Annotated in this window: 19 protein-coding genes and 1 tRNA gene; 13 read left to right on the top strand and 7 right to left on the bottom strand. The window is 64.0% G+C overall.

Annotated elements, in window-relative coordinates; all coding sequences use genetic code 11:
* Positions 1-69: 69 nt before the first annotated feature.
* Complete coding sequence (locus PMN64_RS08390; RefSeq protein ID WP_018271914.1) at positions 70-546, bottom strand: outer membrane protein assembly factor BamE; 477 nt, start codon at positions 544-546, stop codon at positions 70-72.
* 137 nt (positions 547-683) lie between these two features.
* Between PMN64_RS08390 and PMN64_RS08385 the strand changes: the two genes are divergently transcribed.
* The 7 genes from PMN64_RS08385 (at position 684) to PMN64_RS08355 (ending at position 5,532) form a co-directional block, all read left to right on the top strand.
* Positions 684-1,235, top strand: coding sequence for a ubiquinol-cytochrome C chaperone family protein (locus tag PMN64_RS08385; protein WP_411780362.1), 552 nt, complete (start codon positions 684-686; stop codon positions 1,233-1,235).
* Positions 1,232-1,825 carry a YceD family protein gene (locus PMN64_RS08380; protein WP_411780361.1) on the top strand — a complete coding sequence of 198 codons (594 nt, stop codon included), beginning with the start codon at positions 1,232-1,234 and terminating at the stop codon, positions 1,823-1,825. The genes PMN64_RS08385 and PMN64_RS08380 overlap by 4 nt, the downstream gene beginning before the upstream one ends.
* 309 nt (positions 1,826-2,134) lie before the next feature.
* Entirely contained in the window at positions 2,135-3,196 is a 1,062-nt protein-coding gene (plsX, locus tag PMN64_RS08375; RefSeq protein ID WP_137477763.1) for a phosphate acyltransferase PlsX, read from the top strand.
* Positions 3,193-4,170: a beta-ketoacyl-ACP synthase III gene (locus PMN64_RS08370; RefSeq protein WP_028340939.1), complete on the top strand. Its 978-nt coding sequence runs from the start codon at positions 3,193-3,195 to the stop codon at positions 4,168-4,170. The genes plsX and PMN64_RS08370 overlap by 4 nt, the downstream gene beginning before the upstream one ends.
* A 129-nt stretch (positions 4,171-4,299) precedes the next feature.
* Positions 4,300-4,635 (top strand): integration host factor subunit alpha, encoded by a 336-nt coding sequence (locus PMN64_RS08365; RefSeq protein WP_035631661.1) that lies wholly within the window; start codon positions 4,300-4,302, stop codon positions 4,633-4,635.
* A gap of 127 nt (positions 4,636-4,762) precedes the next feature.
* Entirely contained in the window at positions 4,763-5,356 is a 594-nt protein-coding gene (locus tag PMN64_RS08360) for a MerR family transcriptional regulator (protein ID WP_018271909.1), read from the top strand.
* A gap of 98 nt (positions 5,357-5,454) precedes the next feature.
* Positions 5,455-5,532, top strand: a tRNA-Pro gene (locus PMN64_RS08355).
* A 49-nt stretch (positions 5,533-5,581) separates the two neighbouring features.
* On the opposite strand, the gene PMN64_RS08350 is transcribed toward PMN64_RS08355, so the two are convergent.
* Entirely contained in the window at positions 5,582-6,094 is a 513-nt protein-coding gene (locus tag PMN64_RS08350) for a MarR family winged helix-turn-helix transcriptional regulator (RefSeq protein ID WP_304495607.1), read from the bottom strand.
* Between the two features lie 454 nt (positions 6,095-6,548).
* Here PMN64_RS08350 and PMN64_RS08345 point away from each other — a divergent pair, with 454 nt between their 5' ends.
* The 3 genes from PMN64_RS08345 to PMN64_RS08335 all read left to right on the top strand — a co-directional run bounded on the left by PMN64_RS08345 (position 6,549) and on the right by PMN64_RS08335 (position 10,202).
* Positions 6,549-8,081, top strand: a complete 1,533-nt coding sequence (locus PMN64_RS08345) for a porin (protein WP_411780360.1) — start codon at positions 6,549-6,551, stop codon at positions 8,079-8,081.
* Positions 8,082-8,520: 439 nt separating this feature from the next.
* Complete coding sequence (locus PMN64_RS08340) at positions 8,521-8,700, top strand: hypothetical protein (protein WP_304500318.1); 180 nt, start codon at positions 8,521-8,523, stop codon at positions 8,698-8,700.
* A gap of 539 nt (positions 8,701-9,239) precedes the next feature.
* Positions 9,240-10,202 (top strand): SDR family oxidoreductase, encoded by a 963-nt coding sequence (locus PMN64_RS08335; protein ID WP_411780359.1) that lies wholly within the window; start codon positions 9,240-9,242, stop codon positions 10,200-10,202.
* An 83-nt stretch (positions 10,203-10,285) separates the two neighbouring features.
* Here the strand turns inward: PMN64_RS08335 and PMN64_RS08330 are convergent, their stop codons facing one another.
* The 4 genes from PMN64_RS08330 to PMN64_RS08315 all read right to left on the bottom strand — a co-directional run bounded on the left by PMN64_RS08330 (position 10,286) and on the right by PMN64_RS08315 (position 14,196).
* Positions 10,286-10,753 (bottom strand): GcrA family cell cycle regulator, encoded by a 468-nt coding sequence (locus PMN64_RS08330; RefSeq protein WP_411780358.1) that lies wholly within the window; start codon positions 10,751-10,753, stop codon positions 10,286-10,288.
* Between the two features lie 107 nt (positions 10,754-10,860).
* Positions 10,861-11,061, bottom strand: coding sequence for a hypothetical protein (locus PMN64_RS08325; protein WP_016844973.1), 201 nt, complete (start codon positions 11,059-11,061; stop codon positions 10,861-10,863).
* A 174-nt stretch (positions 11,062-11,235) separates the two neighbouring features.
* Positions 11,236-13,062, bottom strand: coding sequence for an AMP-binding protein (locus PMN64_RS08320; RefSeq protein ID WP_411780357.1), 1,827 nt, complete (start codon positions 13,060-13,062; stop codon positions 11,236-11,238).
* 192 nt (positions 13,063-13,254) lie between these two features.
* On the bottom strand, positions 13,255-14,196 hold the full coding sequence (locus PMN64_RS08315) for an acetamidase/formamidase family protein (protein WP_411780356.1): 942 nt from the start codon (positions 14,194-14,196) through the stop codon (positions 13,255-13,257).
* A 66-nt stretch (positions 14,197-14,262) separates the two neighbouring features.
* On the opposite strand from PMN64_RS08315, the gene PMN64_RS08310 reads away from it, so the two are divergent.
* From PMN64_RS08310 to PMN64_RS08300, 3 genes are all read left to right on the top strand, one after another.
* Positions 14,263-15,057 (top strand): YdcF family protein, encoded by a 795-nt coding sequence (locus PMN64_RS08310; RefSeq protein ID WP_028340202.1) that lies wholly within the window; start codon positions 14,263-14,265, stop codon positions 15,055-15,057.
* An 86-nt stretch (positions 15,058-15,143) separates the two neighbouring features.
* On the top strand, positions 15,144-15,926 hold the full coding sequence (locus tag PMN64_RS08305; protein WP_038385424.1) for a DUF169 domain-containing protein: 783 nt from the start codon (positions 15,144-15,146) through the stop codon (positions 15,924-15,926).
* Positions 15,927-15,992: 66 nt separating this feature from the next.
* Entirely contained in the window at positions 15,993-17,168 is a 1,176-nt protein-coding gene (locus PMN64_RS08300) for a saccharopine dehydrogenase family protein (RefSeq protein ID WP_411780355.1), read from the top strand.
* A gap of 131 nt (positions 17,169-17,299) precedes the next feature.
* Here PMN64_RS08300 and PMN64_RS08295 read toward each other — a convergent pair whose 3' ends face one another.
* On the bottom strand, positions 17,300-18,499 hold the full coding sequence (locus PMN64_RS08295; protein WP_411780354.1) for an FAD-dependent oxidoreductase: 1,200 nt from the start codon (positions 18,497-18,499) through the stop codon (positions 17,300-17,302).
* Between the last annotated feature and the right edge of the window lie 46 nt (positions 18,500-18,545).

Here is an 18,545-nt window from a genome sequence, read left to right as displayed (position 1 = left end):
CTTATGCTCTGGACTCCGGTTTGACGCGTTTTCTCACGCGAACCGGAGTCCACTTCGCTCGAAAACGCTCTAGTTGAAGCTCAGCAGCTTGAAGAGCGGTGTCAGGTAGGACATTTCCTGGCCCGACGTCGGCGTGGACCGGCTGACGAAGTCGAAGATCTTGCCGTCCTTCAGGCCGTAATTGGCGAGCCGGCGCACTTGCCGGTTCTTGTCAAAATAGACCGCGATCACGCGCTGGTCGATCACCCGCTGATTCATGAAGGCGACCGGGCGAGAGGTCCGCTGCGAGATGTAATAAAACACCTCGCCGTCCAGCGTTGCGACCGTCGAGGGCGTGCCGAGGACGATGAGCACCTGGTCCTGGCTCGCGCCGATCGGGATCTGCTCGAGCGCCCCTTCCGGCAGGATGTAGCCCTTCTGGAATTGTTCGCCGGCGCAGCCCCCGAGTGCGGCGCAGACGAGGCCGATCGCCGCGACGGCGCGGAGACGCGAAAAGAACCCGCGCGCGGAAGCGGCGCGAGACTGTCGTGAAAGAGTGTGGTTCATCGGCGGAACTGATCCGTCCCCTTGCATCGGCCGAGGCATTGACGTACCGGGCAGCTCAATGGATTGCAATCATGCCGAGCTCCAATGGGCGACCTCTCAACAGGCGACCCTTTGGGGACCGGCAGCCGGAACCCGTCATGCTTTGGCCGTTCAATCACTTCAGAAGACCCCGGGTGCCCGCGCGCAGCACCATTGAGACCATCTATGGCATGATCGTGACGCAGGCGCGAGAACCGTTGTTTTACCGTGACTTGGGCGTTCCGGACACGGTTAACGGCCGTTTTGACCTGCTTCTGATGCATCTGTGGCTGGTGCTGCGGCGCCTCAAATCCGTCGAGGGTGGCGTAGCGCTGTCCCAGGCGCTGTTCGATCATTTCTGCATCGATATGGACGACAATCTGCGCGAAATGGGCGTCGGCGACCTCACGGTGCCCAAGCGCATGCAGGCCTTCGGTGAAGCCTTCTATGGCCGCACCGCGGCCTATGATCTGGCGCTGACCGACAGCGAGGCAGCCTTGGCCGAGTCGTTCTGCAAGAACATCCTCAACGGTCAGAACATCGACAAGGCCCGCGAGCTCGCCGCCTACGCCGGGGAGGCGATCGAAGAGCTGGCGCGCGCCGATCTCGCGGCGTTGGCCAAGGGCGCGTGGCGCTTTCCGGTACCACAGGCTGCGGGGACCGCGGCATGAGCGGCGGCACCACAGGGCAGCCCGATGCACGGCGCGACCGCGACCCCTGGCGGGTTCTCGTTAATGTCGCGCAGATCCCGGAGACCGGCCTGCATCGCGAGATCGCGGCCGACGAGGCGGCGCGCAAGGCGATGGCCGAACTTGCCGAGTTGCGGGAAGTCGTCTCCGCGCATGCAGAGTTCGACCTGCAGCCCAAGCGCGACGGCAGCTACCACGTCACCGGCAGAGTTAAGGCCAGGATCGGGCAGACCTGCGTGGTGACGCTCGATCCGATCGAGAACGAGATCGATGAGCCGATCGATGTGGTGTTCGCGCCGCCCGAGCAGATTCCGCAAATGGCCGACCTGGTCGACGACGCCGATGACAGCGATGAGGAAACGCCGGACCCGCCGGAGCCGATCGTCGGCGGCTTCATCGACATCGGCCGGCTCGCCACCGATGCGCTGTTTCTCGGCATAGACCCGTATCCGCGCAAGGTGGATGCGGTCTTTGAACAGAAGGTTGAAGTGCCTGACCCGGAAAATCATCCTTTCGCGGCGCTGAAGGCGCTGAAGGAAAAGCCGGACGGCAAGAAGCCCAAGGGGAATTGAGGGCAGCCGGCGCCACATTTGCGGGGATGGCTTGCCTGCAAGCTTGCGCGAGCGGTGTTCCCAGTTACTTCAAATAAGCGTCACAATACATTGAAATACAATGTATTTCTGGTATGTTCTGATGTGTTGCGTGACGGTTCGGCAGCTGCCTCATTTGCGGTCAAGAGGTTGTGTCGGATCGAGGACACGCTATTGTCGCGGCCCGGCCGGGACGCGAGTTGGTGTTTCGCCGCGCGCCGTTGACGGCGGTGACTTCAAGCTCGCGGTCTTCGTCTGAAGGCTGCGGGAAAGCAGGCTTCCGGGACGTTCATGCCTCAAAAGGTTCGAATAGCGCTTGACGCCATGGGGGGCGATGTCGGCGCTTCCGTCGTCATTCCCGGCGCCGCAATCTCGTTAAGCCGTCATCCCGACAGCGAATTCCTGTTGGTCGGGGACCGGGCCCAGATCGAGCCGGAGCTTGCCAAGCATCCAGCGCTGAAGGCGGTATCGAAAGTGATCCATACCGACGTCGCCGTGAAGAACGATGAGAAGCCGAGCCAGGCACTGCGGCGGACCCGCAGAGCGTCCTCGATGTGGCTCGCGATCGACGCCGTGAAGCATGGCGAGGCCGACGTCGCGGTCTCCGCCGGCAACAGCGGCGCGCTGATGGCGATGGGCAGCCTCAATCTGCGGACGCTGCCCGGTGTCGACCGCCCGGCGCTTGCGGCGGTGTGGCCGACGCTGCGCGGCGACTCTGTCGTGCTGGACCTCGGCGCCACGATCGGCGGCGACGCCCGCCATCTGGCGACGCTGGCGGTGATGGGCAGCGCCATGGCGAGCGTGCTGTTCAACCTCGAACGGCCGACCGTCGGCCTGCTCAATATCGGATCCGAGGAGATCAAGGGGCATGGGGAAATCCGCGAGGCGGCCGAGATGTTGCGCGCGATGAACTCGACCCAGTTCAACTATATCGGCTTCGTCGAGGGCGACGCGATCGGCAAGGGCCTCGCCGACGTCATCGTGTCGGAAGGTTTCAGCGGCAACATCGCGCTCAAGGCCGCCGAGGGAACCGCGCGCCAGATGTTCACGCTGCTGCGCGAGGCCATGTCATCGAGCTGGCTGGCGCGGATCGGCTATTTGCTGGCCCGCGGCGCGTTCCAGAAGCTGCGCGACAAGCTCGATCCCAACAAGTCGAATGGCGGCCTGCTGCTCGGCCTGAAGGGCGTGGTGGTCAAGAGCCATGGCGGCACCAACGCGGAAGGCTTTGCCTATGCGGTGGATGTTGGCTATGAGATGGCCCACTTCGATCTCCTCACCAAGATCAATCAGATGCTTAATCGCGACGGCAGCGCCTTGGTGCAGGCGCAGACCGCGCAGGAGGCTGTCTCGTGACTGCTATACGTTCGGTAGTGCTCGGCTGCGGCTCATATTTGCCGGAGCGGGTTTTGACCAATGCCGAACTGGCCAGCCGGATCGACACGTCGGATGACTGGATCGTGCAGCGCACCGGCATCAGCGAGCGCCACATCGCGGCCGACGACGAATTCACCTCGCATCTGGCGATCAAGGCGGCGCAGGCCGCGCTCGCCCATGCGCAAGTCGATGCGCAGTCGATCGACCTGATCGTGCTCGCGACCTCGACGCCCGACAACACCTTTCCCGCCACCGCGGTCGCCGTCCAGCACGGGCTCGGCATCAACCATGGCGTCGCGTTCGACCTGCAGGCGGTCTGTTCCGGCTTCGTCTTCGCGCTGGCCACCGCCGATAATTTCCTGCGCGCCGGCACCCACAAGCGGGCGCTGGTGATCGGTGCCGAAACCTTCTCGCGCATCCTCGACTGGAACGACCGCGGCACCTGCGTGCTGTTCGGCGACGGCGCCGGCGCGGTCGTCCTGGAGGCGCAGCAGCATTCCGGCACCACCAGCGACCGCGGCGTGTTGACGACGCATCTGCGCTCCGACGGCCGCCACAAGGCCAAGCTGTTCGTCGATGGCGGGCCCGGCTCGACCCGGACGGTCGGGCATCTCCGGATGGAGGGCCGCGAGGTGTTCAAGCATGCCGTCGGCATGATCACCGACGTGATCGTCGACGCCTTCAACGCCACCGGCTTCACCGCCGAGGACATCACCTGGTTCATCCCGCACCAGGCCAACAAGCGAATCATCGATGCGTCGGCGCACAAGCTTCATATTGCGCCGCAGAAGGTGGTCCTGACGGTCGACAAGCACGGCAATACGTCGGCGGCCTCGATCCCGCTCGCGCTGTCGGTCGCCGTGAAGGACGGGCGCGTCAAGAAGGGCGATCTGGTGCTGTTCGAGGCGATGGGCGGCGGCTTCACCTGGGGCTCGGCGCTCGTGCGCTGGTAGCGCATCGCCAAAGAGTATCGACAGGTTGCTGGTATCTTTCTGCACCCGGATGCTTGTCGCTGTTGACCATTGCGCGCTAAGCTTTTAATTTCAGTCAAGAAATTGTTCGCCGAGAGTGCGGGGCAGGCGATGACCACGGGAACCGGAAAAACAGTTACGCGCGTCGATTTGTGTGAGGCGGTCTACCAAAAGGTGGGTTTGTCGCGCACGGAATCGTCGGCATTTGTCGAGTTGGTGCTGAAGGAGATCACCGATTGCCTGGAAAAGGGCGAGACGGTGAAGCTGTCCTCATTCGGCTCCTTCATGGTGCGCAAGAAGGGCCAGCGTATCGGGCGTAATCCCAAGACCGGCACCGAGGTGCCGATCTCGCCGCGGCGGGTGATGGTGTTCAAGCCGTCGGCGATCCTGAAGCAGCGGATCAATGGCCATGTCGTCACCAATGGCGACGGCAGCAAGGCCGACTAGAGCGTTTTCAAGCGAAGTGGATACCCGGTTCGCGTGAAGAAGACGCGGCAAAACTAGAATCCGGAGCCCCGTTCCGATTCAATCGGAACGGAAAGGCTCCAGGCATTGAGCTCAAAGGAGCGGGCATTTGGACAAGGCGCCGGATGCGTTCCGTACCATCAGCGAGGTCGCTGATGAACTCGATATTCCCCAGCATGTGCTGAGATTCTGGGAAACGCGCTTCGCGCAGATCAAGCCGATGAAGCGCAGCGGCGGACGCCGCTATTATCGCCCCGACGACGTCGACCTGCTCAAGGGGATCCGCCGGCTGCTGTACGGCGAGGGCTACACCATCCGCGGCGTGCAGCGGATCCTGAAGGAGCACGGCATCAAGTCGGTGCAGGGCATCGCCGACCAGACCGCGGCGGTCTCGTTCGGCGCGGTCGAGGAAGCCGTCGGCAACAGCATGGCCGAGCCCGACGACCTCGAGAGCAGCGACGGCCTCGATTTCGACGGCGAGGAGGGCGACGGCGACGAGAAGGGGATCGACTACCGATTCGTCGATCCCGACGAGGATCCGATCCTGTCGACCTACAAGGCGCACGCCCAGCCGGGCAAGGCGCCCGCCGCGCCGCCGGTTCGTCCCTCCGTTCCGTCAGTCGATCGGGAGCGGCTCGAACGCGTGCTGCAGGAGCTGGTCGCCTGCCGGCAGATGATCGACGCGGCGATGAAGGACGGCTGAGGCAAGGACGCCTGCCAAGGGAACCGGGCCCGGATTGCAATCGTCGGGGGCCTGCTTTGCCTTGCGCGAACGCAGGATCGCAGCTAATGGAACGGCATCGGAGCGTGGCGCAGCCCGGTTAGCGCACTAGTCTGGGAGACTAGGGGTCGGAGGTTCAAATCCTCTCGCTCCGACCATTTTTCGGAACGTTCGGCGGCGTTCCTTCCGGCCGATGTGGCCGCGACTTCAGGCCTCGGCCTCCATCGCAACAATCAGGCAGGCCTTTTCCAGGCGGTTGGTGAGCATCGAAAGCTTGGCCGTGAACTCGGCCAGCTCCGGCTCGCTGAACTCCTCGAACACGGTTTTCTTGAACGCCTTGTGCTGTTCGGCGAGGCCCGCGAGGTGCTTTTTGGTCTTGTCGGTCAGCGACAGGCGGACCACGCGCGCATCGGCCGGGGAGGGCGCGCGCCGCAGCAGCTCCTTCTGCTCGAGCAGCTTGGACTGCGTGGTCACGAACGACGGATCGACGTGCAGCAGCTTCGACACCACGTTGATCGGCACGCCGTCATCCTTGTCGAGATCCGAGATCGCGATGAGAATCATCCATTGCGGACCGCTGACGCCAAGCGACTTGCCCCAGAACTGACGGACGCGCTCCAGATGCGAGTTGATGGCGGAAATCTCGAGCGTGAATCGCTTGATGATGTCGAGATGTTCGATGGCGCGCTGGCGCGTCGTATCCTTCCTTGTCACTGACACAGCTTCCTCTTCCCTCGGGCGCCGACTCAGCTTTGTGCTGATTTATTTCTTGTTTTCTGCGCTGCAGTACGTTTTTTCCCGCAAGCCGCCAACGAACGCAAGTGAACGTAAAGTAATTATGATGGCCGTGTGACGGTTGGACTATTTGCGGTGTGACAAGTTTTCCCAGGTAAGCAAAGGGCTTACAGGCAGCGTTGCCGGCGAGACACAGTGTGGCCGCATTCGCATTCCTGACTTTATAAACTATTTTGATTGGCGAACACGCCAATGCATATTGAACCCGGCGGTAGGGGAATCTCGATCGTCCCGTTGCGGTGATCGTTCAAGTCCGTCGCACACCACAGATTGATCTGGGGGTGCGGGGTTTGGGGAAAACGGTCTTGGACAATGCGGGAGGATCACGGGGCGCTCGCGGCCTCGGACTCTCCGCATATGAGCAACTTGGAGGTTTAATATGAATTTGAAGAGCCTTATCCTGGGCTCGACGGCTGCGCTGGTCGCGGTCGGCGGGGCACAGGCGGCCGATCTTCCCGTCAAGGCCAAAGCGGTCGAGTACGTGAAGGTTTGCTCGCTTTACGGTCCGGGCTTCTACTACATCCCCGGCACCGACACCTGCATCAAGCTGGGCGGCTATGTGCGTGCTGACGTCGTGGTGAACGGCAACAGCGTGTACGGCGCGAACTACAACGGCGCCAGCGGTGCCAACAACCGTTTCACGAACGGCTACACCTGGCGTTCGCGTGAAGACTTCAACATCGATACGCGCACCGCGACCGAATACGGCGTGGTCCGCACTTATTTCGATGCGGTGTTCACCTGGACGTCTGACACCTATGCCGGCCAGGGCAACGGCTCGACCGTGTACTCGGCGATCGGCTCGTCTTCTGCGCCGAACAACGCCGGTGCGGGCAACGTGGCCGCCGGCACGGTCGGCGTCTACTATGCCTTCATCCAGTTCGCCGGCTTCACGATGGGTAAGGCGGTCTCGCAGTTCGCTGCCCCCTGGAACGGTTATCCGGGCAACAACTACGACGCCCTCGTCGGTGGCGTGAACACCACCAACGGCGTGAACCAGTTCACCTACACCGCGCAGTTCGGCAACGGCGTGTCGCTCGCTTTGTCGGCGCAGGATCAGGTGGCCTACTCGCAGGCTGGCGTGAACAACATCGGCGCCGGTGGTGCTTACGGCACCAGCGACTACGCCGGCACGATCGCTCCGGACTTCGTCGCTTCGCTCAAGGTCGACCAGGCTTGGGGTATCTTCCAGGCGTCGGTCGCCGCGCATGACAACCACGCTGCCTACTACGGCGGCACCGAGTTGACCGGTCATCCCGACGACAAGTGGGGTTGGGCTGGTGCGTTGGCCCTGTCGATCAAGAACATCCCGACCGGACCCGGCGACACCATCAACATCCAGGGCGTCTACACCGACGGTGCGACCCGTTACAACATCCAGGAACTGGCCAGCCAGGCCAGCTCGATCGCCATCTTCGGCGGTTCGAGCCTGCCGGGCGTCTATGGCAGCGTTGGCTTCGGTACGGCACCCGACACGGTGTTCGGCCCCGGCGGTCAGCAGCAGTCCATCAAGACCTGGGGTATGCGCGGTGCGTACACCCACAACTGGGATCCCTACTGGAACACCAGCTTGTACGGTGCGTTCGCCGCTGTTTCGTACAACGACGCGGCTAAGTCGCTCATCTGCGGCGTTGCTGGCGTCGGTGGTTCGTTCCGTGCCGCATTCGCTGGCGGCGCTGGCGTGACCGCCTGCAACCCCGACTACAACATCGCGCAGATCGGCGTGATCACCCGTTGGACCCCGGTCAAGAACCTGACCTTCTCGGCCGACGTGACTTACTCGCACCTCGATCAGAAGTATGCCGGCATCATCACCACGTCGTCGACTGCTATCGGCAAGCCGACCGCGACCTACGAGCTGAAGGATCAGGACACTGTCCAGATGCTCTTCCGCGCTCAGCGCAACTGGTAATACCGGTTGATCTGATCACGATCCAACAGAACCCCGGCAGGCAACTGCCGGGGTTTTTGTTTGCGGAAGATTCCGAGAAGAGCTGAGCTGCGTCATTTCGGTCCACGCGAACGACGAAGACGAGCCATGCGATTCATTAGCCGCAAACTTATTTACTTACCTGATCTACTAAACTATATACGCCACGGCCAACACATTGAATGATGGCTCTTAGCTAGCTGCTAAGCCTCCCAAACCTCCGGCAATGCCCTGCCGGAGGTTTTTGATTCAAGGGCTCAGCCGGCGGCGACGATGGTGGTGTGCGCGGCCCGCGCAAGCTGCGGCTGGCGATCGGGTTGCCGTCGTCTTGCCGATTCGATGCCGTCAAGATTTGACGGAATCGATCCGCAGTGCATTCTCGCCATTCATGGGACGCTTCAAGAACAGTCGTCTGGCGCGCATGAGCAGCGGCCACTATTGCCTGATCCGGGATCTCGGGCTGGTGAAGGGCGGCAAGGGATTGCGGCACCATGAGGTGATCATCGATTTCTCGTGGCGCGGCCTGTTCAAGCTGGCCCTGAGCGCAGGTGCCGGCGTCCTGCGGCGGCGCGCATCCGTGCGCATCGAGACCGCCGAATAGCGCGGGCCGCATCATGACGCGGCTTGGCCTGCGGCCAATATGCGCGCGATCATCGCGTGAGGCTCACGCGCCTCGCGAACAAGTATCGAATTCGGGCGACCTGATCCCAACATTGTCAGAGCTCCGCCTATGACGATCGCGCGCTGTGTCACGCCGCGCGCCGCGCTCTGCGATCAACGTGGTCCATCTGCGCAGGTGCTATCGTTCTGCTTCGCTGGAGTTACCTCGGCGGCAGCGGCCGCGGTCGAAATTCCGGCCGCGATCGCCATCAGCGTTGTCGCGACCAATCTGTTCAGGATGTGCACGATCATCGTCTCCGATTGTCGATGTCGGATTGTTCGCAACGCGGAATGATTTCGTTACGTGGCCGCTGCTTCAATTTGCTGCAAGCGGCTCACTTGCGCGTGAGGAGGCGCCGTTGCTGGGCGACAATTCGGTGATGTAAGGTGCCGCAGCCAAGCGGTTGGGACTGCGATCCGCGCTCCGGCCGAAACAAAGAAGAACAGGGCAAGAAAAATAAGGGAAGGAACGGATCTCACATGAAGGATTTTGCAGGAAAGATCGCCGTCATCACCGGTGGCGGCACGGGCATGGGGCGCGAGCTGGCACGGCAGCTCGTTGCCGAGGGCTGCAATGTCGCGATGTGCGACGTCTCGGCCGAGGCGATGGCGGAGACCAAGCGGCTCTGCGAGGTCGAGAAGCTGCCGCAGGGCCTGCGCATCACGACCCACATTGCCGACGTCTCGATCGAGGATCACTACAAGCGCTTTCGCGATGAGCTGATCGAGCAGCAGGCGACCGACAAGATCCACCTGCTGATCAACAATGCCGGCATCGGTGGCGGCGGCAGCCTGTTCAGCAACACGCGCGAGCAGTGGGAGCGCACCTTCAACATCTGTTGGGGCGGCGTCTATCTCGGCGTCCGCACCTTCCTGCCGCTGTTGGTGAAGGCCGACGAGGCGCACATCGTCAACACCTCGAGCGTCAACGGCTTCTGGGCCTCGGTCGGCATGGGCGTGTCGCACACCGCCTACAGCGCGGCGAAATTTGCCGTGAAGGGATTCACCGAGGCGATGATCAACGATCTCCGCCTCAATGCGCCGCATGTGAAGTGCTCGGTCGTGATGCCCGGTCACATCGGCACCTCGATCGTGTCGAACTCGCGCAAGGTGCAGAACGGCTCCGACCAACTCAATGCCGACGAGCTCAAGCAGGCCCGTCAGCGTCTGCAAGGGCAGGGGATCGACGTCGCCAAGATGTCGGATGCCGACATCCAGCAGCTCGCGCTCGATCGCGCCCGCATCTTCCATGACGAAGCCCCGACCTCGGCGGCGGCCGCCGCCAAGATCATCCTCGACGGCGTCAAGGCCGAGCGCTGGCGCATTCTGGTCGGTGACGATGCGCATCTGCTCGACGAGCGCGTGCGCAAGACTCCGGAACAGGCCTACACGCCGGAGTTCTATCAAGGCATCGTAGCGGCAACCGGCTGGAAGGTCGGCTGATTGCAGAAGACCCGTCACCCCCGCGCAAAGGCAAAGCCTTTGCGCGGGGATGACGGGATAAGCGCTTCCGTCTTGCGATCCAACTACCCGCGCATCGCGCGCTGGCGCGAGCCCGCCTGATAAGCGAGGCGGTAATGCCCCGAGCAATAGGGCATGCCGCCGAGCGGTGTGTTGCCGCAGAAGCAGAAATCATCGGCGCCCGGGGTGCTGATCGGCCAGCGGCAGCGCTGCTCGCTCAGCTCGAACAGCGAGCAATTGTTGGCGCTGACGATAGGTGCATCGTCGCAGGGCTGCTCGTAGACCGCCTGAAGCAACCGGAGCTGCTGCTTGGCGGTCGCCCGTTGTGCGGCGTGGGCGGCGGATTTCTTGCGCCGCGCCCGACGTTCGTCCGGCGTCGTGCGCGTGAGGTTCAGCCGCGACAGCTTGCCGATCACCGCATTGCGGCTGACGCCGATGTTGACGGCGATGTCGCGGCAGGAGAGGCCGGCTTCAAAGTAGATCTTGAGTTGGTCGACGCGCTCCGGCGTCCAGGTCTCTTGGATGGCAATCATCTGACGGTTCCACGTTCTGTGTTGAACCGCCGCGCCGGCACACGCGCCCTTAGTTCTTGAGCATGATCTTTTCGGAAAACCGGTTTCCACTTTTCCGGATCATGCTCTCAGGGCGTGCGGCCGTTGTCGCGGATTGCAAGCAACCCGTCCTTGATGGCGAGCCGAATGCCTTCCTCGATCAATGTCCGTGCGACGCCCGGGACGCTCGTGCCGTGGGTGCCCTGTCTCACCAACTTCTCGAGATATCCGATGGTCGAGAGCGCCAGCGTGACCGGGACGCGGTCGGTTTCGGCCTTTTCCGTAGCCATGGTGAAACGCTTAACCCTGAACGCCCGTACTGAAAAGTATCTATTTAGAGTCTATTTAGGAATGTGGCGGTCCGTCAAGCCATGGACCGCAAAATGCGGGCAGCCGCGTCCAGCCGCGCCGGAGGCCAGTTCCGGCGCGGTATTGTAGTCAGATTGTCTTGAATAATGAGGGTGTTAGGACCGTAATTCGACCTTGACCGGGAACTTCTTGAGAAGTCGCTCAGCCGTCTCTGCCTTGTCCGGAGGCGCGCTCACACTCAGGTACAGCCCGCGGGACGGATCGGTGATCGCGTCGACACTGACCACGCCGGACAATCCTTCCAGCGCCAGCAGTTCGCGCGCGGCCTCGCCGGCGGCGATCTCGCGCAGCTTCGGCTTGAAGATCTTGCCGACCGGAGTCACCGGCATCTCCGGAATCACCGACACCACGCGCGGGCGCGCCGGCGGCTCCAGGATGTTGTCCTGCACGAAGGCGGCAAGCGCGTTCGGATCGATATGGGTGCCGGGCTGCGCCGAGACGAACAGCATCGGCACTTCGCCGGCGTAGGTGTCGGGACGTCCGACGGCCGCGGCAAGCGCCACGCCAGGGAAGGCCAGCGCGGCGTCCTCGATCGCGCGCGGATCGATGTTGTGGCCGCCGCGGATGATGACGTCCTTGGCGCGGCCCATGATGTAGACGAAGCCGTCGGCATCGATCCGGCAGATGTCGCCGGTGCGCAGCCAGCCGTCGCGGAACGCCTCCTCGGTCTGCTTCTTGTCGACATAGCCGGCGAACACCTGCGGGCCCCTGGTCAGCAGTTCGCCGACCGGCGAGGGCCACGGCCCGGTGTGGAGCTTGCCGCCGTCGAGGATCGCAAGCTCGACCAGCGGATTGCGGGTGCCGACGCTCTCGGCGCGCGGCTTCACGCCGTGCACATCGTGAGTGATGGCACCGGCGAGTTCGGTCATGCCGTAGAGCTGCTGGATGCAGGGGCCGCCCCAGGTCGCAAGATAACGCCGCTCGATCTCCGGCGGACAGATCGAGGCGCCGGTGGCCGTGACACGCAGGGTCGAGATATCGCTGTCCGCGACCGGGATATCGGCGAGGGCGCCGAGTATCGTCGGCACGTTGCCGGCGATGTTGATGCGGTACGTCTCGATGATCTGCCAGAAGTGCCGGACCAGCGCCGGATCGCGCGCGCCGGCGGGGCCGGGGATGACCATCGTCGTGCCGGCCGCCAGGGAATTGGCCGTGGTGCAGAACAGGCCGCCGACATGGAACAGCGGCATCGTGATCATCGCGCGCTCGCCGCGATGGAAATCGAGCGCCATCCGCGAGGATACCGTGGAGGCGACCATCGCGCGATTGGTGAGCCGCGCCACCTTGGGGTGGCCGGTGGTGCCGCCGGTCGGCAGCATCACGGCGACGCGGTCGGCCTCGCTCATGTCCTTGGACTTGCCGTAGTCGTCGCGCCAGGCGGGATCAGGCCGCAGCACCTCGCCGTCGAAGGCGATGCTGCCGTCGAGCGGCACGATCACGATGCGCTTCAGGGACGGCACCTCGCGCTGCAGGCCCTCGACCCTCTCATAGAGCCCGCCCGGCATGCCCGGCGGCGGCGCCAGCAACAGCTTTGCGTTGATCGCATTGAGCTGGGCGACGATAGCCTCGCGCGTGAACAGCAGGTTGAGCGGCTCGGCGACACCGCAGGCGGCAGCGCCGAAGATCGCGACGACGGTCGCGGGGCACGCCGGGAGCAGGACGGCCACCGCATCGTCCTTGCCGATGCCCTGCTTACGGAAATAGGCTTCAGCGGCCTTGATGCAGCCCATCAAATGATCGTTCGAGATCACGACCGGGTTGGGATCGAGCGGCGAGCGCAGATAGATCGCGGCTTCGGCGTCCGGCGCGCCTTGCGGGCCGCGGGCAATGAGGTCGAGGATGCGCGGGCAGGCCGCGAGCGTCTCCTGCATCTCCCTGTCGCGCGCAACCTCGTCGGCCGGCGAAAGCCTGTCCTTCAGCATATCCGTCCCCGTCCATTTTTGTTCGTTGGGACGGGGATTGTATCGAGCCGTGCTCGCGGAACACAAGTGCGGCTATTGGTCATTCTGGGGCTCGCGAAGCGAGAACCCGGAATCTCAAGGTTGTTGAGCGTGCAAGCCAATCTCGAGATTCCGGATTCGATGCTGCGCATCGCTCCGGAATGACGCGGGCGGCTAGCCGTGGACCACGGATTTGGCGATCATGCAGTGGATGCCTTTGGAGCCGTTGACCGTCTGCGTCACGCGCAGGTCGGCGGCCAGACTGCACAGCGTGTAGGCGTCCTCACGCGACAGATTGCGCTTCTCGCCGAGCAGCACGATCATGTCGCGCAGCGCCCGCACCACGCACTGGTCGAGATCGGGATCCATCGCCATGGTCATGTAATGGTCCGCGGTCTCTGCGCGCGGATAGGCGAGCTGGATATCCTTGCGCAGTGTGAGGCGGAAGCGGCCGGTCAGCGCGGTCTCGATCGCGGTGACGCAGACCTCGCCGTCGCCCTGCACGCCATGGCCGTCGCCGCAGGAGAACAGCGCGCCCGGAACGAACACCGGCAGATAGAGCTTGGCGCCGGCGCCGAGCTCCTTGTTGTCGAGATTGCCGCCCATCGCGCGCGGGATCAGCGAGGAGATCCGGCCCCAGGCCGGCGGCGGCGACACGCCCATCACGCCGAAGAACGGCTTGAGCGGCAGATCGAGCCCCCAGGGCATGCGGCCGACCATGCGCCCGCGATCGAGCGGGATGTTGAGGACGCGTGTCTCGTGGAAATCGTCGGGCAGGGTGCCGGACAATGGCTTGATCAGATTGTAACCCCAGTCCTGTCGCAGCTGAACGTCGAGAATATCGACCTCGAGCACGTTGCCGGGTTCGGCGCCGGCAACCGCGATCGGGCCGGTCAGAATGTGTCCGGGTACCATCCGCTCGCACTTCGCATGGATATCGTCGAGCTCCGGCGGAACGAAGAATTTGCCGCGGTCGGGCAACACGTCCGGGCCGCCGCTGACGGTCTCGATCGTGATCTCGTCGCCGCTCGCAACGGTCAGAACCGGTTTCAGCTTGGCTTCAAAGAAGCCCCAATGGCAGGTTTCGGGGCTCGACTTCAGATGATGATGGGTCATGTGACGGCTTTTGATTGGTTTCCCAGCAGCGTATGACGCTGTAGCAGAACTTCTCAGGGGCTTCTCTTGTTTTTTGTGCTCTCCAAGACGCTCGGCATCATGCTGCTGCCGATCAACTTCCTGATCGGCATCGGCGTGATCGGCGCCGTGCTGCTGTTGACGCGGTTTGCGCGCCTCGGCCGCAGGTTGATGGTCGCCGCGCTGCTGCTGCTCGCGATCTGCGGCTTCTCGCCGCTCGGCAATGTCCTGATCTCCACATTGGAGCAGCGCTTCCCGCCATGGGACGCCTCGCGCGGCGCGCCGGACGGCATCATCGTGCTCGGCGGCTCGATCGATGCCGATCTGTCGGTTGCGCATGGCACGCCGGTGGTGCGCAGCGCGGCCGATCGCGTCATCGCGGCGGCGGCGCTCGCGCGCAGATATCCGAATGCGCGCCTTGTGTTCACCGGCGGCAGCGCAAACCTGATCTCGAACGATGCGCGCGAAGCCGACTATGCCGCCGAGATGTTCGAGGGTCTCGGCATTGCCAGGTCGCGATTGATCATCGAGCGCCGCTCCCGCAACACGGTGGAGAACGCCGAGTTCTCCAGGGCACTGGTCGATCCCAAGCCCGGTGAGCGCTGGCTGCTCGTCACCTCGGCCTACCACATGCCGCGCTCGGTCGGGCTGTTCCGCAAGGCGGGATTCAATGTCGAGGCCTATCCGGTCGACTGGCGCGTCGGCAATGTCTTCAGCTTCGCGACGCTTGCGATCGAGGGCCTGTCGCGCACCGATCTCGGCACACGGGAGTGGATCGGGCTTCTGGCCTATCATCTGGCCGGCAGAACCGACGATTTGCTGCCGGGACCGGCCGCGCGCTGAGCCGCAGGGACTTGTCGCCTCCAACGGCCAATCCTAACATCGACGCAACAAGCGGCGCCAAGCCGCCGATCACGGGAGTTCACGCCATGCAACAGCAGACACCGCCGGAACAGTTCGACCTCGGCGCAATCGTCACCGACCTGAACAATCTGCTGCGGCTGAAGACCACGGTCATCGGCATCAAGATGTTCGCGCGCGTCGAGGAGATGGAGGCGATCCCGAAGATCCGCCGCCCGTCGGCGGTCCACACCACGGACCAGATCGTCAGCATGGCCTCGCGGCTCGGCTGGACCGTCGGCATCACCGGCGACGATCTGGTCGGCGCGCAATGCCGTGCGGTGATCGGGCTCGCGCCGCAGGACGAGAAGTGGCTTGCCGGCGAGAACTATGTCGGCGTCTGGCACGGCACCGCCGAAGACGCGCGCAAGCGCCAGGAGGCGCTCGATGTGGTGCCTTACGGCCAGTACCAGGCGATGGCGGTGAGCCCGCTGACCAGCGGACGGCTCAACCCGCCCGACATCTGCCTCGTCTATGCGACGCCGGGACAGATGATCATCCTGATCAACGGGCTTCAGTATACCGGCTACAAGAAGTTCGAGTGGGGCGTGGTCGGCGAGACCGCCTGCGCGGATTCGTGGGGGCGGGCGCTGAAGACCGGCGAGCCGAGCCTGTCGCTGCCATGCTTCGCCGAACGCCGTTATGGTGGCGTGCCGGACGAGGAGATGCTGATGGCGCTGCCGCCGGCCTATCTGGTGAAGGCGATCGCCGGCATGAAGCAGCTTGCCAAGAACGGTTTGCGCTACCCGATCGCGCCCTACGGCATCCAGGCCGACGTGCGCGCCGGCATGGGTGTATCGTACAAGAAATAGCGCATTGCGTTGCCGCGCCCGCGATGACAAAAGGGCGCCCAATTCGCTGCGCAGGGAGCCTGATCCATGTCCTCGTCGAAATTCGACATCGTCGTCCACGGTGCGACCGGCTTCACCGGCCAGCTCGTCGCCGAATATCTCGCGGCGCATTATCGCGACGGCAGCCTGAAATGGGCGATGGCCGGGCGCAGCAAGGACAAGCTCGCCTCGGTACGCGACGCGATCGGCGCGCCCGCGGACACGCCGCTGATCGTCGCCGATGCCGGCGATGCCGCCTCGCTGAAGGCGATGCTGGCGCAAACCAAGTCGGTCATCTCGACGGTCGGACCGTATCAGCTCTATGGCAACGAGCTGATCGCGGCCTGCGTCGAAAGCGGCACCGACTATTTCGATCTGTGCGGCGAGCCGGTCTGGATGCGGCAGATGATCGATAAATACGAAGCCGCCGCGAAGACGAGCGGCGCGCGCATCGTATTCTCCTGCGGTTTCGACTCGGTGCCGTTCGAGCTCGGTGCGTTCTTCGTCCAGGAGGAAGCGAGGCGCGTGTTCGGCGCGCCGGCGCCGCGCGTCAAGGGCCGCGTGCGCGACATGCGCGGCACGCTGTCCGGCGGCACCGCCGCGAGCGCCAAGGCGACGTTCGATGCGGTCGCGAAGGACCTCAGCCTGGTCGCGATCCTCAACAACCCATTCGCGCTGACGCCGGGCTTCGAGGGTCCGAAGCAGCCGCGCGGCAGCAAGCCGGCCTACGAGGAGGATCTGCACTCCTGGACCGCGCCATTCATGATGGCGCTGATCAACACGCGCAACGTCCACCGCTCCAACATGCTGATGGGCTTTCCCTACGGACGGGACTTCGTCTACGACGAGATGGTCCTGACCGGCCCGGGTGAGAAGGGCGAGGTCAACGCCAAGCGTGTGATGGCGCTGAACGCCGAGAAGACCGGCCCAAGCGCGCCGAAGCCGGGCGAGGGCCCGTCAAAGGAAGAGCGCGAGAACGGCCGCTACGATCTGCTCTATCTCGCGGTCGCACCCGACGGCCGGATGGTCCGCGCCGGCGTCAAGGGCGATCGCGATCCCGGCTATGGCTCGACCTCGAAGATGATCTCGGAATGCGCGATCTGCCTGTTGCGCGACACGCCCGACGTTGCGGCCGGCTTCTGGACGCCGGGAGCCGCGATGCAGCACAAGCTCATCAAGCGCCTGGTCGATCACGCCGGGCTGACGTTCGAGGTCGAGAAGTAGCTTTATGCCGTCCCTATCGGTGTCATCGCCCGGCTTGACCGGGCGATCCAGTACTCCGCGGCCTCTCGGTTGAAGCACGAGCGTCTCTGGAATACTGGATGCCCCGCTTTCGCGGGGCATGACAGTAACGGCTACGCCGCCGCCCGCGGATCATACGCGTACATGAAGTCCATGCCCTTGGACGACACCGGCAGCAGCAGCTTCAGGATATGATCGCGCAGCCAGGCGCCGGTCGGGCTGAACTCGCGCTTGCTGTTGCCGTTGCGGCGGGCGATCGCCACGATCTTCTCGGCGCGCGGGCGCCGCTCGTGCTCGAAGGCCTGGAACGTCATGCCGAACTCCTGGCCCTCGCGCATCAGGATCCCGAGCCGCAGCGCGTCCTCCAGCGCCAGCGATGCGCCCTGGCCGGCATGCGGGCTGGTGGCGTGCGCGGCGTCGCCGATCAACAGTGTGCGCTTGCGCGACCAGGTCGGTAGCGTTGCGACGTCGAGTGTGTCGGTGACCACGATATTCTCGGCGGCTTCGATGATCGCGGGGATCGGCGCGTGCCAGCCGGCGTGGAAATCGCGCAGATGCTGCCTGATCGCGTCCTGGCTCTGCAGCCGGTAGGCCGCCGCGGTCATGCCGTGCGACGGCTGCGTGCTCCACCACATCGCGCCCGTGTCCGGATCGGGGCTGCACATCCCATAGCCGAAGAAGCCGCTCTGCCCGAACGTGGTCGCCACCCTCTGGCCGATCGGCAGCTTCTCGATCACCGCGCGGGGCACGAATCCGCCGAAGCCGATCAGCCCGGTGTCGAACGGCGTCGGCCCATCCGGAATCACGTGGCGCCGCACCGCCGAGTGCACGCCGTCGGCGCCGATCACGAAATCGCCTTCGGCGGTGGTGCCGTCGTTGAAATAGGCGATCACGGGCTGGTCGCCTCGGTCTTCGATCTTCACCAGTTTCTTCTCGAAGAACACCGAGACGTTGGAGGCCCAGGCCTTGTCGATCAGCGTCTCGTTCAACGTCGCGCGGCACATGTTCACCGCTGGCTGGCCGAAGCGCTGCCGCATGTTCTGATTAAGCGAGCCGAGCTTCTTGCCGCCCTGCGAATAGAAGTCGAAGGACTCCGCGATCGAGCCGTTGCGGATCAACTCGTCGGCGAGGCCGAGCTCCGCCAGCACATGCATGCCGTTCGGCGCGATCTGAAGCCCGCCGCCGATCCCGGTGGAATAGGGCCAGGCTTCATAGAGCTCGGTCTCGATTCCGGCGCGGGTCAGGAACATCGCGGTCACTGGACCTGCGATGCCGGCGCCGATGATCAGAGCTTTACGGGGACGAGAGGTCATGCCTTGCTCCATGCATCCGTGTGGGGTAGGAAAGGTCAGTTGCTAA

Source organism: Bradyrhizobium sp. UFLA01-814 (genome assembly GCF_046718885.1).
In the GTDB taxonomy this organism is placed as follows: domain Bacteria; phylum Pseudomonadota; class Alphaproteobacteria; order Rhizobiales; family Xanthobacteraceae; genus Bradyrhizobium; species Bradyrhizobium elkanii.
The sequence above is the reverse complement of the archived record's forward strand: the minus strand, read 5'-3'. Positions and strand labels throughout refer to the sequence as shown.